The sequence below is a fragment of the Streptomyces cinereospinus genome (assembly GCF_042430725.1).
Taxonomy (GTDB): domain Bacteria; phylum Actinomycetota; class Actinomycetes; order Streptomycetales; family Streptomycetaceae; genus Streptomyces; species Streptomyces cinereospinus.
In genome coordinates this window covers 49,457-64,053 of sequence record NZ_JBHMCY010000010.1, presented here as the reverse complement: position 1 = coordinate 64,053, position 14,597 = coordinate 49,457, and the positions used below count along the sequence as shown (strand labels likewise).

The window sequence follows — 14,597 nt, the reverse complement described above, 5'->3', positions numbered from 1 at the left end:
GGTGAACGCCCCGCTGTCCCCCTCCGAGACCCTCCGCACCGCCCTGGCCGGCCTCCTCGACGGCCTGCCGCCCCGGCAGGCCGCGCAGGCCGTGGAGCGGCTGATCGCGAACTACCGGGGGGCCACGCCGACCGACGCGCCGATCCTGCGGGACCGGGCGGACGTGGTGGCGTACGCCGCGTACCGGATGCCGGCCACCTTCGAGGCGGTCTCGGCGGCGCTGGGCGCGCTCGCGGACGCCGCGCCGGGCTGGGCGCCCGCCGGCCAGGTGGACGTCGGGGGCGGCACGGGCGCCGCGACCTGGGCCGCGAGCGCCACCTGGGAGGGAACGCGCCCGGTCACCGTGCTCGACTGGGCGGAGCCCGCCCTCGCGCTGGGCCGGGAGATCGCCGCCGCCCACCCGGCGCTGCGGGACGTCCGCTGGCAGCGCTCCCGGATCGGGGCGGCGCTCAGCATCGGCAGCACCGACCTCGTCACCGTCTCCTACGTCCTCAACGAGCTCACCGCCCCCGACCGCGCCGCCCTCGTCGACGCCGCCGCCACCGCCGCCCGGGCCGTCGTGATCGTCGAACCCGGCACCCCCGACGGCTACGCCCGCGTCATCGAGGCCCGCGACCGCCTGACCGGCGCCGGTTTCCACGTCGCCGCCCCCTGCCCGCACAGCGCCGCCTGCCCGATCGCCCCCGGCACGGACTGGTGCCACTTCTCGGCGCGGGTCAGCCGTTCCTCGCTGCACCGCCAGGTCAAGGGCGGCTCCCTCGCCTACGAGGACGAGAAGTTCAGCTACGTCGCCGCGACCCGCTTCGCGCCCGCCCCGGCCGCCTCCCGCGTGGTGCGCCGACCGCAGATCCGCAAGGGCCAGGTCCTGCTCGACCTCTGCGAGAGCGAGCCCCTGCTGCGCCGGGCGACCGTCACCAAGCGCCACGGCGACCTCTACAAGGCCGCCCGTGACGCCGACTGGGGCGACGCCTGGCCCGTGTGACACGGCCGCCCGGCGCGGGGGCTCACTCCCGTGCCTGCGCCTCTTCGGCGGGTGCGTCCGCCCTCTTGGCGTTCCTCTCCTGCAACCTGCGCAGCAGTTCGCGCTTCTGGGCCCGGGCGTCGAGGACGGCCGGCCGGCCGCCGCGGCCGTCGCCGCGCAGGGCCTTGCGGCCCAGGTTCCGGCGCGTGCCGCCGACGCCCAGCATGTTTCCGGCTCCGCCTCGGGTCATGGGTGCCTCCCTGGTGGTCGTGCTTCCGTCGCTCTTCTGGGATACGAGACGTATCGTCTCGCTTATGCTCCGAGCATCCGGCGAGACGCACCGTCTTGTCAACCTGATAGATTCGCCGCATGGCCAGGAAGCCCACCTCCGACTCCACCCGCCGCAGCGAGAAGTCCCGCCGCGCGATCTACGCCGCCGCCCTCGCGCTGGTCGGGGAGGTCGGCTACGCCCGGACCACCATCGAGGGCGTCGCCGCCCGCGCCGGCGTCGGCAAGCAGACGATCTACCGGTGGTGGTCGTCGAAGGCGGACGTCCTCATGGAGGCCTTCCTCGACCTCGGCGCGCAGGCGGCCGAACAGGCCGCCGGCCAGGACGCCCGGCCCGGCGCCGAGTACGCCGTCCCGGACACCGGCGACCTCGCCGCCGACCTGAAGTCCGTCCTGCGCGCCACCGTCGACGAACTCCTCGACCCCCAGTTCGAGGTCCCGGCCCGCGCCTTGGCCGCCGAGGGCGTCGTCAACGAGCAACTGGGCCGCGAGTTCGTCACCAAGCTCCTCGAACCCCAGCTCCAGCTCTACGTCCAGCGGCTGCGCTCGGCCCAGGACGCCGGCCACGTCCGCGCCGACGTCGACCCCCGCATCGCCCTGGAACTCTTCGTCTCCCCGCTCGCCCAGCGCTGGTTGCAGCGCACGGCGCCGATCACCCACGCCTACGCCGACACCCTCGTCGACTACGCGCTGCACGGCATCGCACCGCGCTGACCGCGCGTGACCCGCGGTGGCCGTCCGTCATCTCCCGTGTGGGGCATGTCTCCCGCCCCCGCCCCGGTTGGGGACTGCGGCCCCCTGAGGCGCAGGATGGTGGGACCATGAGGCATGCTGTCCGTCCAACAGGCGAGGCGAGGGGATAGATGAGCGCGGAGTTCGGCGGCCGCTCCGGCCGGCAGGGCAAACTCTCCCAGTGGCTGCGCGGACGCCGTCCGAAGGAGGCCGCCGCCGGCGACGACGGCCGGGAGGCCCTGCTGCTGGCCGCCGCCGCCGCGGGGCTGCCGCTGGCGCCCGCCGCGCACCCGGCGCCCGGCTACCGCTGTTCCTGCGACCGCGTCGGCTGTCCGACCCCCGCCCGGCACCCGGTGTCGTTCGCCTGGCAGACGCAGTCCACCACCGACCGCGCGCAGATCGAGCGTTGGGCCCGCCACCAGCCGCAGGCCAACTTCATCACCGCCACCGGCATGGTGCACGACGTCCTGGACGTGCCGCTGCGGGCCGGCCGGGAGGCCCTGGACCGGCTGCTCGCCTCGGACATCGAGGTCGGCCCGGTCGCCGCCGGCGACGACGGCCGCATGCTCTTCTTCACCCTCACCCGCGGCACCCCCGAGGAGGAGGACGAGTGGTGGCCGTGCGAACTCGACTGTCACCCCGAGACGATGGACGAGCACCCGGGCCTGCGCTGGCACTGCCGCGGCTCCTACGTCCTCGTCCCCCCGGCCCGGCTCCCCGGCGACGAGCAGAGCGTGCACTGGGTGCGCGGCCCCGAGCATCCGCTGCCCGACCCGCTGACCCTGCTGGAGGCGCTCACCGACGCCTGCGCGCGGCACGCGCGCGCCGAGCCCGACCACGCGGGCTCGGCCTGGCCGCTGCGCCAGTAGGGCCTGTCCGGCCCTTCCCGCCGCCGCGCTTCGGCGGACGACGGGAAGCGGCGGACAGGTCCTGGCGCTACTCGCCCTTCGCCGACGTCAGCCCCTGGATCCGGCCCAGCACCGTCACCTCCTGCGCGCCGGCCCCCTTCTTCGGGTCCAGGGCCACCTGGTTGGAGACGAACTCCATCGTCAGCGACTGCTTGATCTCGCCGCTGGTCAGCGCCTCGACGTCCGCGCCGGGCGCCGGCACCGAGGTACCCGCCGCGGCGGTCTGCTTCTCGTAGTGGTGGGTGGTGAAGAACACCAGCGCCCCGCCGTCCGCGGTGCGCAGCGCGACCGGCGCGTAGTCGCCCTCGCTCAGCGGCTCGTCGATGTACTGGGTGACCAGACCGGGCCGTTCCTTGTCCTTCTCCCGCTCCCCGCGCCACACGTCGGTGTGCGTGCCGGCCGCGAAGCCGTCCCCGCCCCGTTGCAGATACGAGACGTACCTCGTGCCCAGCTCGGCCGGGTTCACGGCGAATTCGGCCGAGTCGACGGGCAGGGCCTCCGCCCAGCCGTCCTGGTCCTTCTTGAACTCGGGCATCTTCTCCGGCGCCACCAGGGTGAGGTACGACACCTCCCACTGGTCGGTCAGCCCGTCCCGGGTGAACACCAGCAGCCAGCGCGCGTCACCGCCCCGGTCGGCCCTGGCGTCGGCGAGGAACCAGCGCGGCCAGCCCGCCTTCTTGGGGATGGTGTACTCGACGTCGCTGAACTCCAGCGGCGAGTGGTCGGGGTTGCCGCCCGGGTGGATGACGTGGCCCGCCTTCAGCCGGGCCTCGTCGATGTCGGCCAGCGGCCCGGTGACGTGGCCGGCGTCCAGGGAGCTGTCGTACGACTTGTCCGCCTTGTTGTACGCGCTCGTGAAGTCCGCCAGCGCCTCGGCCGCCTCGGCCTCGGTCGCGCCCGGCAGCACCTCCCGCTCCCCGTGCACCACCACGCATCCGCTCGCCGTCAGCGACAGAGCGGTCAGCGAAGCGGCCATGAGCGCACTCCGGTCCAGCCTGCGAAGCCTGCGAGGGCCGCGATCCCAGCTCATCGGGTCCTTTCCCCTTCCCCTTCCCGGAGGCGAACCCTACCGGGGCGCCCCACGGCGCGGACGGCCGGACCGGGTACAGCGACCGCACCGTGACCTGGAGTTCACCGGTCCCGACGGGAGGACCACACCAGGACCGCCCCGGTGCGCGGGTGCGGAAGCACCCCGGCGGGCCGGTCGCGGACCGCGCGGCCGCCCGGCGGCGGCCTTCTCCCGGGGCGCCGTCATCCGGTACCCCCCTGCCTCACCGGCCAGTGATGTTTGAATGCCCGGGTGACTGATTACGACGTGCTGCGCGTCTTCTGCGCGGCGAACGGGGGCTATGGGAACGAACTGGCCGTCGTCCGTGACGGCTCGGTCGTCCCGGAACCGCGGGAGCGGCAGGCGCTCGCGGCGAAACTCGGGTTCGGCGAGATCGTGTTCGTGGACGATCCCGAGCGCGGCGTCATCGACCTCTACACGCCCGACGCGCGCCTGCCGTTCGCCTGCCACCCCTGCGTCGGCACGGCCTGGCTGCTCGACGTGCCCGAACTGGTCACGCCCGCCGGGGTGGTGGGCGCCCGGCAGGACGGGGAGTTCAGCTGGATCGAGGTGCGTCCGGAGTGGCCGCGGCCGTGCGCGCTGCGCCAGTACGCCGGTGCCGCCGAGGTGGACGACCTGACCGTGCCGCCCCCGGACGCGGAGACGCCCGGCGCGCCGCCGGGCCGGGTGTACGCCTGGGCGTGGGAGGACGAGGCGGCGGGGCGGGTGCGGGCCCGCGGGTTCCCCGGCCGGGGCGCCGGCGCGGACGAGGACGAGGCGACCGGCGCCGCCGCGCTGCTGCTCACGGCCCGGCTGGACCGCGCCCTGAACATCACGCAGGGCGCCGGTTCGCAGCTGCTGACCGCGCCGCAGCCGGAAGGGTGGGTGGAGATCGGGGGCCGGGTCGGGCTGGAGCGCTGACCACCGGTGCGCGTCCGTCCGGGGGAGTCCCGTGTGCGTGCCGTGGGGACGGGGGACCGATGGGCGTGACCGCTCAGCAGCGCGAGAGGAGCCCCATGCGCGTCCGATCCGCCCTGGCCGCGACCGCCCTGGCCGCCGCCCTGACCGCCACCGGTGCCGCTGCGGCGACGGCCTTCGGCGACCACCGGGACGGCTCCGCCGGCCCCGTCCCGTGCAGCCCGTACGCGGGCGAGGTCGACACCGAGACCGCCGACCTCGCCCGGGCGGGCGAGCTCTGCCACCGGGGCGTCTTCGACTCCTGAGCAGGACACGCCGGGCACACGGCCCGGGCCGGCCGGGGTCCCGCTCACCCGACGCGAGAGGGACCCGTCCCGTCGGTGCGCCGCTCACGCCGAGAGCGGGAACTCCTTCCCCAGCGCCCGGAACACCGCGGTGTTCAGCGCGAACGCCTTCTTGCACTCCGCCACGACCCGCTGCCGTTCCAGCTCGTCCGCCTCGATCGCGTCCAGCAGCTCGCGGTACCCCCGCTTGAACGCCGCCGGGTTGCCGATCTCCTCGAAGACGTAGAACCGGACGCCGTCGCCCTTGCGTGCGAAGCCCCACGTCCGCTCGGCCCGGTCGCGGATGAGCCAGCCGCCGGACAGGTCGCCGAGGTAGCGGGTGTAGTGGTGGGCCACATAGCCGGCCGGCCAGTCGCGGGCGCACTCCGCGATCCGGTCCGCGTACGCCCGGGTGGCGGGCAGCGCGGTGAGGGTCGCCCGCCAGTCCGGGCCGCGCAGGTGCGCCAGGTCCCGCTCCAGCGCGGGCAGCCGGAACAGCTCCGGCCGGACGAAGGGGCCCGCCACCGGGTCCGGCGCCAGCCGGTCCGCGCCGGCCTCCAGGGCCTCGTACACGAACCACAGCTGCTCGGTGTAGCGCGCGTACGCGTCCACCCCCAGCCGGCCGCCGAGCAGACCGCTCATGAAGGTCGAGGTCTCCGCCTCCACGTGCTGCTCGTGGGTGGCCGTGCGGATGAGGGTCGAGAAGGAGTCCATGGGCTCAGTTTTCTATGGTTAGGCTCACCTAAGTCAACAGGTTTCCGACGTCCTGTCGGTATCTGTGTACCCTCCTTTCCCCCGCGCCGCACCCGCACCGCACAGCGAAAGGCCCGCCCTCCGAGGGCGGGCCTTTCGCTGTGCGGTGCGGGTGCGGGCGGTCACGGCAGGGTCAGGATCTCCGCGCCGGTGTCCGTCACCACCAGCGTGTGCTCGAACTGCGCCGTCCGCCTGCGGTCCTTGGTGACGACCGTCCAGCCGTCGTCCCACATGTCGTACTCGTACGTCCCCAGCGTCAGCATCGGCTCGATGGTGAAGGTCATGCCGGGCTGCATCACGGTGGTCGCGTGCGGGGCGTCGTAGTGCGGGACGATCAGGCCCGAGTGGAACGACGCGTTGATGCCGTGGCCGGTGAAGTCGCGGACCACGCCGTAGCCGAAGCGCTTGGCGTACGACTCGATGACCCGCCCGATGACGTTGATCTGCCGGCCCGGCCGGACCGCCTTGATCGCCCGGTTGAGCGACTCCCGCGTGCGCTCCACCAGCAGCCGGCTCTCCTCGTCGACGTCCCCCACCAGGTACGTGGCGTTGTTGTCGCCGTGCACCCCGCCGATGTACGCCGTCACGTCCAGGTTGACGATGTCGCCGTCCCGCAGGACCGTCGAGTCGGGGATGCCGTGGCAGATGACCTCGTTGACCGAGGTGCACAGGGACTTCGGGAAGCCCCGGTAGCCGAGCGTGGAGGGGTAGGCGCCGTGGTCGCACAGGAACTCGTGGGCGATCCGGTCCAGCTCGTCCGTGGTCACGCCCGGCGCGATGGCCCGCGCGGCCTCCGCCATCGCCTGCGCGGCGATCCGCCCCGCGACCCGCATCGCCTCGACCGTCTCCGGGGTCTGCACCTCGGGGCCGGTGTACGGAGCCGGCGCGGGCCTGCCGACGTACTCGGGCCGGCGGATGTTTCCGGGCACGGAACGGGTGGGAGACAGCTCCCCTGGTACGAGCAGTGACTGGCCAGACATGTCAGCGAGTCTAACCAGCGGGCATACGAGACCATGTCCCCTGGCGAAAGGAGCCGGTCATGGCCCTGTTCAAGAAGCGCGCGGTCGGGAAGCCGGGCGAGTGGTACTACTGCCTGGAGCACAGGAAGGTCGAGGAGGGCCCGGAGTGCCCGGCCAAGGACCGCTTCGGCCCGTACGCGAGCCGGGCCGAGGCCGAGCACGCGATGGAGACGGCCCGCGAGCGCAACCTGGAGTGGGAGAACGACCCCCGGTGGCACGACAGGGTGGGGCGGGGGGAGCGCGAGGAGGACTGAGGCCACGCCGGAACCGGACGCCCACGCACCGCGAGCCGTGACGCCGTGACGCCGCAGTGCCGCACCCCGAGCCCCGGACCGGGGCCGCCACGGCGGCCGGGGCCCGCGGCCTCCGCCTCGGCCGCGCCGCCGTGCCCGCCCCGGCGGCTACCAGCGCGGCGGCGGCGGGGCCGTCAGCCGGTCCGCGAGGCGGGAGAGGCGGTCCCGCAGGCGCCGCCGGCCCCGTGGCGACGGCAGCGGGTTCTCGCCGGCCGCCGCGCTCACCAGGTGCTGCACGGTGTCCAGGTCCAGCTCCGACTCCGCCCCGACGGCCAGCGCGTCGTGCGCCATCGTCGTGAGGTCCCCCTCGGCGGCGCCCAGCGCCAGCACCGTCGCCCCGGCCCGCCGCGCGTCGTGCACCCGCTCCAGCAGCGTGTCGCCGGGCCCCTGCGGCGACACCACCAGCAGCGTCTCGCCCCGCCGCGCCGCCTCGATCCGCCCCAGCCCGACCGCCAGGTGGGCCGGGTCCGAGGGGCGCGCGCCGTGGCGCACCAGGGTCGGTGCCAGCTCCGGCGTACCGGACCAGGCCGCCTCGTCCACCAGGTGCGCCGCCAGGTGCCACGGCTCGTACTCCGGCGTGCCGACCAGCAGCAGCCCCCCGCCGTGCGCCACCACCGACCCGCGCAGCGTCCCGGCGAACCTCCGTGTGGCCCCCAACCACTCCGTCCCGGCGAGCACTTCGCGCAGCAACGCGACCCGTACGGCGTCCATGCCCCCGCATCCTGCCGCAACGAATCACTCGTGACCCCGAGTTCACCGCACATTCGCCCAGGAGGGGCACGGGCCGGCCGGATCCCCGGCCGGCCGGCCACCGACGCGGGGCGAACGCACCGGCCAGGCACAAGGAGCCGCCCATGTCCGCAGCCACCGTCCCCTTCCGCGCCGGCCGTGAGGGATACGCCAGTTACCGGATCCCGGCCGTCGTGCGCGCCCACGACGGCACCCTGCTCGCCTTCTGCGAGGGCAGGGCCGACTCGGCGAAGGACTGGGGCCGCATCGACATCGTGCTGAAGCGCTCCCCGGACGGCGGCCGGACCTGGGGCCCGTTGCAGGTCGCCGCCCGCCACGGCGCCGGCCTGGCCGGCAACCCCGCCCCCGTCGTCCTCGACACCGGCCGGATCCTCCTGGTCCACGTCCGCTCCGCCGCGTCCGCCTCCGAACACCGCATCCTGCGCGGCGAGGTGGGCGAGGCCGACGGCAGGAGGGTGTGGGTGCAGCACAGCGACGACGACGGGCGCGGCTGGTCCGCGCCCAGGGAGATCACCGGGCAGGTCAAGCACCCCGGCTGGCGCTGGTACGCCACCACCCCCGGGCACGCTCTCCAGCTGAGCACCGGCCGGGTCGTCGTCCCCGGCAACCACACCGTGCCGCCCACCGGCACCGACCTCGGCGACGAGGCGAAGTACAACGGCGGCCACTGCCTGCTCAGCGACGACCGCGGCGAGACCTGGTATCTCGGCTACCTGGACCAGAACACGCACGGCCACGTCAACGCCAACGAGACCACCGCCGCCGAACTGCCGGACGGGCGCGTCTACTTCAACACCCGCGACGCCTCCCCGTCCCCCGGCAACCGGGCCGACGCCCACTCCGCGGACGGCGGCCGCACACTGGTGCGGCCCTTCCGCCCGCAGGCGGGCCTGGCCGGCCCCGTCTGCCAGGCGAGCCTGCTGCACCTGGGCGAGCCCGACGTGCTGCTCTTCTCCGGCCCCGCCCTCCCCGGCGGCCGCGGCCTGATGACCGTGCGGGCCTCCACCGACCACGGCGCCACCTGGCGCGACGCCCACACCGTCGACGGCCTGCCCGCCGCCTACTCCGACCTGGTCCGCGTCGACGCGCACACGGTCGGGCTGCTGTACGAGACCGGTGACCTCGGCGCGTACGAGCGGATCGCGTTCCTGCGGCTGCCCGTGGACCGCCTCGTCCGGCCCCACGGCCCGGCGGGGCGGACGTAGAGTCTGGCCCATGACCTCTACCGACAGTTCTGCCGCTGAGAAGCCCGCGAAGGCCCCCGCCACGGGCCCCTGGGACCTGCCCGACGTCTCCGGGCTGGTGGTCGGAGTGCTCGGCGGGACCGGGCCGCAGGGCAAGGGCCTCGCCTACCGGTTCGCCCGGGCCGGCCAGAAGGTGATCCTCGGCTCGCGCGCCGCCGAGCGCGCGCAGGCCGCCGCCGAGGAACTGGGGCACGGCGTCGAGGGCGCCGAGAACGCCGAGTGCGCCCGGCGCAGCGACATCGTGATCGTCGCCGTGCCGTGGGAGGGGCACGGCAAGACGCTGGAGTCGCTGCGCGACGAGCTGGCGGGCAAGCTGGTCGTCGACTGCGTCAACCCGCTCGGCTTCGACAAGAAGGGCGCCTACGCGCTGAAGCCCGAGGAGGGCAGCGCCGCCGAGCAGGCCGCCGCCCTGCTGCCGGAGTCCCGGGTCACCGCCGCCTTCCACCACCTGTCGGCCGTGCTCCTCCAGGACCCGGAGCTCGCGGAGATCGACACCGACGTCATGGTCCTCGGCGAGGAGCGGGCGGACGTGGAGACGGTGCAGGCGCTGGCCGGCCGCATCCCCGGCATGCGCGGCGTCTTCGCCGGCCGGCTGCGCAACGCGCACCAGGTCGAGTCGCTGGTCGCCAACCTGATCTCCGTCAACCGACGCTACAAGGCCCACGCGGGCCTGCGGGTCACGGACGTCTGACCGCATGGGGGACACTGGTGGACAGCGCCATCCCCAGCCGTGTCCCCCGACAGGAGCCGACCACCATGCCCCGCCTGGCCCTCTACGCCCTGGCCGTCTGCGTCCTCGCCGCCGCCGCGGCCGTCCTGTCCTTCACCCGCGGCAGCTGGCTGGGCGTGGTGTGGGTCCTGCTGGCGGGCCTGTCGTCGAACATGGCCTGGTACTACCTCAGGCGCGGCCGGGCCGCCCGGCGGGACTCGGTCACGGGCTGACCGAGCAGTACGCGTTCGTCCCGCGCCAGAAGCGGTACAGCTCGTACCCGCAGTAGGTGTCCAGGTCACCGACGCCGAGGCCGCACAGCACGGCGTCGACCACGCCGAAGAACGCGCCGTTGACCGCCGGGATCCACAGCAGCGCGAACACCAGCAGCAGCCCGAACGGCGCCAGCGGCTCCACCTGCCGCCGGACGCCGTACGACAGCCAGGGCTCGACCACGCCGTAGCCGTCCAGGCCCGGGACCGGCAGGAAGTTCAGGATCGCGGCCGTCACCTGGAGCAGCGCGAGGAACGCCAGCGCGTAGCGGAAGTCGCTGGGCACCCCGTCCAGCGCGTCCAGCCAGAACGGCGCCGTGCACACGGCCGCGAACAGCACGTTCGTCAGCGGTCCCGCCGCCGAGACCAGGCTGTGCCGCCACCGCCCCCGGATCCGCCCCCGCTCGATGAACACCGCGCCGCCCGGCAGCCCGATCCCGCCCATGATCACGAACAGCACCGGCAGGACGACGCTCAGCAGCGCGTGCGTGTACTTCAGCGGGTTGAGCGTGAGATAGCCCTTCGCGCCCACCGTGATGTCGCCGCCGTGCAGCGCGGTCCGGGCGTGCGCGTACTCGTGCAGGCACAGCGACACCACCCACGCGCCGGTGACGAACAGGAAGACGGCCACCCCGGGCTGCGCCGCGAACCCGGTCCAGGCGGCCCACCCGGTCACCGCCGTGACGGCCAGGATCCCGGCGAAGACGGGACTGATCCGCCGCTCGGCGCGGCGGGAGGCGGCGGTGGTCATGGGAGGGACTCCTGGGGGGACGGGGTCGGCGGCCGGGACGTGCGCGGTCGACCGTACCGGGCACGTGGGGGGAACGTCAGCGGCCCGGCGGGAGGTTCCCCGCCGGGCCTCCGTCCGCTCGCGCCGCACGCGTGGGCGAAACCCGGAGGCGTCGGTCCCGCCGTTGCCGGAGACAATGGGGCCCGTGCGCTACCGCATCCTCGGCACCACCCAGGCGGTCCGCCCCGACGGCACGGTCGTCCCGGTCGGCGGGGCGCGGTTGCGCGCGCTGCTCACCGTGCTGGCGCTCAGGGCCGGGCGAGTGGTGTCCACGGGGCTGCTGGTGGACGAGGTGTGGAACGGCGATCCGCCCGCCGACGCGGCCGGGGCCCTGCAAGCGCTGGTGGGACGGCTGCGCCGGACCCTGGGGGCGACGGCGGTCGCCTCCGCCGAGGGCGGGTACCGGCTGGCCGCCGCGCCCGACGACGTCGACCTGCACCGCTTCGAGCGGCTCGCCGACGAGGGCGCGCGGTCGCTGGCGGACGGCGATGCCGCCCGGGCCGCCGTGCTCCTCGACGACGCGCTCGCCCTGTGGCACGGACCCGCCCTCGCCGACCTCCCCGACGGCACCGTCGAGGCGGCCCGCTGCGCGGCCCGCCGGCTGGACGCGCGGCGCGCCCGGCTCGCCGCCGCCCTCGCGCTCGGCCGGGCCGGGCAGGCACTGCCCGAGCTGACCGCCGTGTGCGAGAGCCACCCCCTCGACGAAGCCCTCCAGGCGCTGCGGCTGCGCGCCCTGCGCGACGCGGGCCGCCCCGCCGAGGCACTGGCCGCCTACGAGGACGTGCGCCGGCTGCTCGCCGCCCGGCTGGGCGCCGACCCGGGCCCCGAGCTGCGCGCCCTGCACGCCGACCTGCTGAGCCCGGCCCCGGTCCCCGCCGAACGAACCGCCGCCCCGCCGGACCCCGCGGCCCGTCGGCGCCCCGGCCACGGCGCGGACCGCGCGGCCCCCGGCCCCGCCGCGCCGTCCGGCGCCCGCACCCCGCCGCCGGGCAATCTGCGTGCCCGCCTCACCTCCTTCGTCGGGCGGACCGGCGACCTCGAGGCCATCCGCGGCGACCTGGCCACCGCCCGGCTGGTCACGCTGCTCGGGCCCGGCGGGGCGGGCAAGACCCGGCTCTCCCAGGAGGCCGCCGAGACCGTACGGGACGCGGCCCCCGACGGGGTGTGGCTGGCCGAGCTGGCGCCGGTCGACGATCCCGCCGCCGTGCCCGAGGCGGTGCTCACCGCGATCGGCGCCCGCGAGACCGTGCTGCACGGTGCCGGCGCCGAGGAGCTGCGGGCCGCCGTGGCCGACCGTCACGACGACCCCGTCGCCCGTCTCGTCGAGCACTGCGCCCGGCGCCGCATGCTGCTCGTCCTGGACAACTGCGAGCACGTCGTGGACGCCGCCGCCCGTCTGGCGGAGGAGCTGCTGGCCCGCTGCCCGCACCTGACGGTCCTGGCCACCAGCCGGGAACCGCTCGGCGTGCCCGGGGAGGTGCTGCGGCCGGTGGAGCCGCTGCCGGAGCCGTACGCGCTGCGGCTGCTCGCCGACCGCGGGTCGGCCGCCCGGCCCGGGTTCCGGGTGGACGACGACCCCGAGGCCTGCGCCGAGATCTGCCGCCGCCTCGACGGCCTGCCGCTCGGCATCGAACTCGCCGCCGCCCGGCTGCGGATGCTCACGCCCCGCCAGCTCGCCGACCGGCTGGACGACCGCTTCCGCCTGCTCACCTCCGGCAGCCGGACCGTGCTGCCCCGCCAGCAGACGCTGCGGGCCGTCGTGGACTGGTCCTGGGACCTGCTCGACGCCGGCGAACGGGAGGTGCTGGGCCGCCTGTCGGTGTTCGCCGGCGGCTGCGACCTGGCCGCCGCCGAGGCCGTGTGCGGGCCGTCCGCCCTGGACGCGCTCGGCTCCCTGGTCGACAAGTCGCTCGTCGTGGCCGCCCCGTCCGGCGACGGCGAGATGCGCTACCGGCTCCTGGAGACCGTCGCCGAGTACGCCCGTGAACGGCTCGACGAGGCCGGTCGGCGCCGCGCCACCGAGCGCGCCCACCTGACGTACTACCGCGAACTGGCCCGCACCACCGATCCGCAGCTGCGCGGATCCGGTCAACTCGCCGCCATCCAGCGGCTGGAGCGCGAGTACGAGAACCTGCGCACCGCGCTGCGGCACGCCGTCGCCGAACGCGACGAGCAGGAGGCGCTGTGCCTGGCGCTGTCGCTCGGCTGGTACTGGCAGGCGCGCGACCTGCGCATCGAGGCGCGCAACTGGTGCCAGGAGATCACGGCCCTCGGCCCCGACCCGTTCACCGAGCCGGTCCGCCGGGCCGCCCCGGTGTGGCGGCGGCCCACCGCCGAGCCGCCGCCGATGACCGGCGAGGTCCTCTGGGAGGCCCGGCGCGGGGTGCACCTGTCCCACCTCGCCTGCATGGACACCGAACTGGACGCCTGGCAGACGCCCCAGGCGCAGCGGAAGCTGCGCACCATCGCCGGGACCTACGTGCCCGGTCTGCCGCAGACCTGCCGCAGCCCCGGCATGTTCTGGTTCTTCGCCGTGATGCTGACCGGCGGCATGGACCGGCTGCGCGCCATCCTCGACGCCACCGTGGCGACCTGCCGGGCGACCCCCGGCTACGACTGGGAGCTCGCCTTCAGCCTGCAGACCCGCGCCAACCTCCTCGCGCACCGCCCCGAGCGGTCCTGCGACGCCGTCGGCGACGCCGACGAGGCGCTGGAGATCTACCGGCGCCTCGGCGACGGCTGGGGCATCGCCGAGGCGCTCTCCGCGCGCGGCGAGGGACACGAGCGCGACGGCGCGCACCTGAAGGCCGCCGCCGACTACCAGGCCGCCATGGAGATCGCCGAACGGCTCGGCGCCCGCGCCCAGCTGGCGGTGCTCAACGCCCGCCTCGGCGGCGCCCTGCTGGAGGCCGGTGAGGCGGAGCGGGGCGAGCGCGTCCTGCGGGAGGTCATCGACTCCCTGGACGGGACCGGCGGCGAGGCCATGCCCACCGCGCGGCTCTTCCTGGCGGGCCGGCTCAGCGTCACCGACCGGGCCGCCGAGGCCCGCGAGCAGATCCGGCTGCTGCGCGAGGACTTCGACATCGCCCACTTCGCTCTCTTCGACGCCTTCATCCTGGGCCAGGAGGCCTGGCTGGACGTCGCCGAGGGACAGTACGCGGCGGCCCGGCAACGGATCCGGCAGGCCCTGGAGCGGGCCGGGGACCCGTTGACCAAGGCCATGGCGCCGCAGCTGACATCGGTGTACCTGACCGTCGCCGCGTTCGCCCTGGCGGGCGGCGAGGGCCGGCCCGGCGCCCGGGACGCGGCCCGCTGTCTCGGCGCCGCCGACGCGCTGCGGCCGTCCCGGCACCACGTCTTCACCCAGGAGCGGGAGATACGCCACCGGGCCACCGCGGCGGTGCGGGAACTGCTGGCCGCGGGGGAGTTCGAGGCGGCGTACGCCGAGGGCGGCGACCTCGGAGAGCAGGAGGCCACCGCCCTGATCTAGTGCCGCGGCAGGCAATGTTCGCCCGTGGCGGGCGTCGCGACGGGGCGAACGTTGCCTGCCGCGGCACTAGCTAGGGCGCCGCACACCCCCCGGCGCGTC

General features: G+C 75.2%; 16 protein-coding genes and 1 pseudogene. 10 read left to right on the top strand and 7 right to left on the bottom strand.

The window, feature by feature from the left end:
• Position 1: 1 nt before the first annotated feature.
• The gene (locus ACFF45_RS07555) at positions 2-982 is read left to right on the top strand and encodes a small ribosomal subunit Rsm22 family protein (protein ID WP_381343630.1); all 981 of its coding nucleotides are present in this window, start codon (positions 2-4) and stop codon (positions 980-982) included.
• A gap of 22 nt (positions 983-1,004) precedes the next feature.
• Here the strand turns inward: ACFF45_RS07555 and ACFF45_RS07550 are convergent, their stop codons facing one another.
• Positions 1,005-1,211, bottom strand: a complete 207-nt coding sequence (locus tag ACFF45_RS07550; RefSeq protein WP_381343628.1) for a DUF6243 family protein — start codon at positions 1,209-1,211, stop codon at positions 1,005-1,007.
• Positions 1,212-1,330: 119 nt separating this feature from the next.
• Between ACFF45_RS07550 and ACFF45_RS07545 the strand changes: the two genes are divergently transcribed.
• Together ACFF45_RS07545 and ACFF45_RS07540 are read left to right on the top strand one after the other, a co-directional pair.
• The gene (locus tag ACFF45_RS07545) at positions 1,331-1,963 is read left to right on the top strand and encodes a TetR/AcrR family transcriptional regulator (RefSeq protein WP_381343625.1); all 633 of its coding nucleotides are present in this window, start codon (positions 1,331-1,333) and stop codon (positions 1,961-1,963) included.
• 149 nt (positions 1,964-2,112) lie between these two features.
• Positions 2,113-2,850 (top strand): bifunctional DNA primase/polymerase, encoded by a 738-nt coding sequence (locus tag ACFF45_RS07540; protein WP_381343622.1) that lies wholly within the window; start codon positions 2,113-2,115, stop codon positions 2,848-2,850.
• Between the two features lie 67 nt (positions 2,851-2,917).
• Here the strand turns inward: ACFF45_RS07540 and ACFF45_RS07535 are convergent, their stop codons facing one another.
• Positions 2,918-3,919 carry an SCO2278 family lipoprotein gene (locus ACFF45_RS07535; RefSeq protein ID WP_381343619.1) on the bottom strand — a complete coding sequence of 334 codons (1,002 nt, stop codon included), beginning with the start codon at positions 3,917-3,919 and terminating at the stop codon, positions 2,918-2,920.
• Positions 3,882-4,019 (bottom strand): annotated as a pseudogene (locus tag ACFF45_RS07530) (iron transporter); the annotation flags it as partial. The gene ACFF45_RS07535 and the pseudogene ACFF45_RS07530, both read right to left, overlap by 38 nt.
• A 170-nt stretch (positions 4,020-4,189) precedes the next feature.
• Between ACFF45_RS07530 and ACFF45_RS07525 the strand changes: the two are divergent.
• Positions 4,190-4,858 carry a PhzF family protein gene (locus ACFF45_RS07525; protein ID WP_381343616.1) on the top strand — a complete coding sequence of 223 codons (669 nt, stop codon included), beginning with the start codon at positions 4,190-4,192 and terminating at the stop codon, positions 4,856-4,858.
• A gap of 95 nt (positions 4,859-4,953) precedes the next feature.
• Positions 4,954-5,160, top strand: coding sequence for a hypothetical protein (locus ACFF45_RS07520; protein ID WP_381343613.1), 207 nt, complete (start codon positions 4,954-4,956; stop codon positions 5,158-5,160).
• Between the two features lie 84 nt (positions 5,161-5,244).
• On the opposite strand, the gene ACFF45_RS07515 is transcribed toward ACFF45_RS07520, so the two are convergent.
• Both ACFF45_RS07515 and map read right to left on the bottom strand, forming a co-directional pair.
• A complete protein-coding gene (locus tag ACFF45_RS07515) occupies positions 5,245-5,892 on the bottom strand; it encodes a biliverdin-producing heme oxygenase (protein ID WP_381343610.1) in 648 nt (215 codons plus the stop codon).
• 161 nt (positions 5,893-6,053) lie between these two features.
• Complete coding sequence (gene map, locus ACFF45_RS07510; protein WP_381343607.1) at positions 6,054-6,911, bottom strand: type I methionyl aminopeptidase; 858 nt, start codon at positions 6,909-6,911, stop codon at positions 6,054-6,056.
• A 59-nt stretch (positions 6,912-6,970) separates the two neighbouring features.
• On the opposite strand from map, the gene ACFF45_RS07505 reads away from it, so the two are divergent.
• Positions 6,971-7,204 carry a hypothetical protein gene (locus tag ACFF45_RS07505; RefSeq protein WP_381343604.1) on the top strand — a complete coding sequence of 78 codons (234 nt, stop codon included), beginning with the start codon at positions 6,971-6,973 and terminating at the stop codon, positions 7,202-7,204.
• Positions 7,205-7,351: 147 nt separating this feature from the next.
• Here ACFF45_RS07505 and ACFF45_RS07500 read toward each other — a convergent pair whose 3' ends face one another.
• A complete protein-coding gene (locus ACFF45_RS07500) occupies positions 7,352-7,954 on the bottom strand; it encodes a hypothetical protein (RefSeq protein WP_381343602.1) in 603 nt (200 codons plus the stop codon).
• Positions 7,955-8,097: 143 nt separating this feature from the next.
• Between ACFF45_RS07500 and ACFF45_RS07495 the strand changes: the two genes are divergently transcribed.
• The 3 genes from ACFF45_RS07495 (at position 8,098) to ACFF45_RS07485 (ending at position 10,179) form a co-directional block, all read left to right on the top strand.
• Positions 8,098-9,198 (top strand): sialidase family protein, encoded by a 1,101-nt coding sequence (locus ACFF45_RS07495; RefSeq protein WP_381343599.1) that lies wholly within the window; start codon positions 8,098-8,100, stop codon positions 9,196-9,198.
• Between the two features lie 10 nt (positions 9,199-9,208).
• Entirely contained in the window at positions 9,209-9,928 is a 720-nt protein-coding gene (npdG, locus tag ACFF45_RS07490; protein WP_381343596.1) for an NADPH-dependent F420 reductase, read from the top strand.
• A gap of 65 nt (positions 9,929-9,993) precedes the next feature.
• Complete coding sequence (locus tag ACFF45_RS07485) at positions 9,994-10,179, top strand: hypothetical protein (protein ID WP_381343593.1); 186 nt, start codon at positions 9,994-9,996, stop codon at positions 10,177-10,179.
• On the opposite strand, the gene ACFF45_RS07480 is transcribed toward ACFF45_RS07485, so the two are convergent.
• On the bottom strand, positions 10,169-10,969 hold the full coding sequence (locus ACFF45_RS07480; protein ID WP_381343591.1) for a site-2 protease family protein: 801 nt from the start codon (positions 10,967-10,969) through the stop codon (positions 10,169-10,171). The two genes, ACFF45_RS07485 and ACFF45_RS07480, sit on opposite strands and share 11 nt — an antisense overlap.
• A 175-nt stretch (positions 10,970-11,144) precedes the next feature.
• Here ACFF45_RS07480 and ACFF45_RS07475 point away from each other — a divergent pair, with 175 nt between their 5' ends.
• Positions 11,145-14,498: an AfsR/SARP family transcriptional regulator gene (locus ACFF45_RS07475; protein ID WP_381343771.1), complete on the top strand. Its 3,354-nt coding sequence runs from the start codon at positions 11,145-11,147 to the stop codon at positions 14,496-14,498.
• Positions 14,499-14,597: the final 99 nt, after the last annotated feature.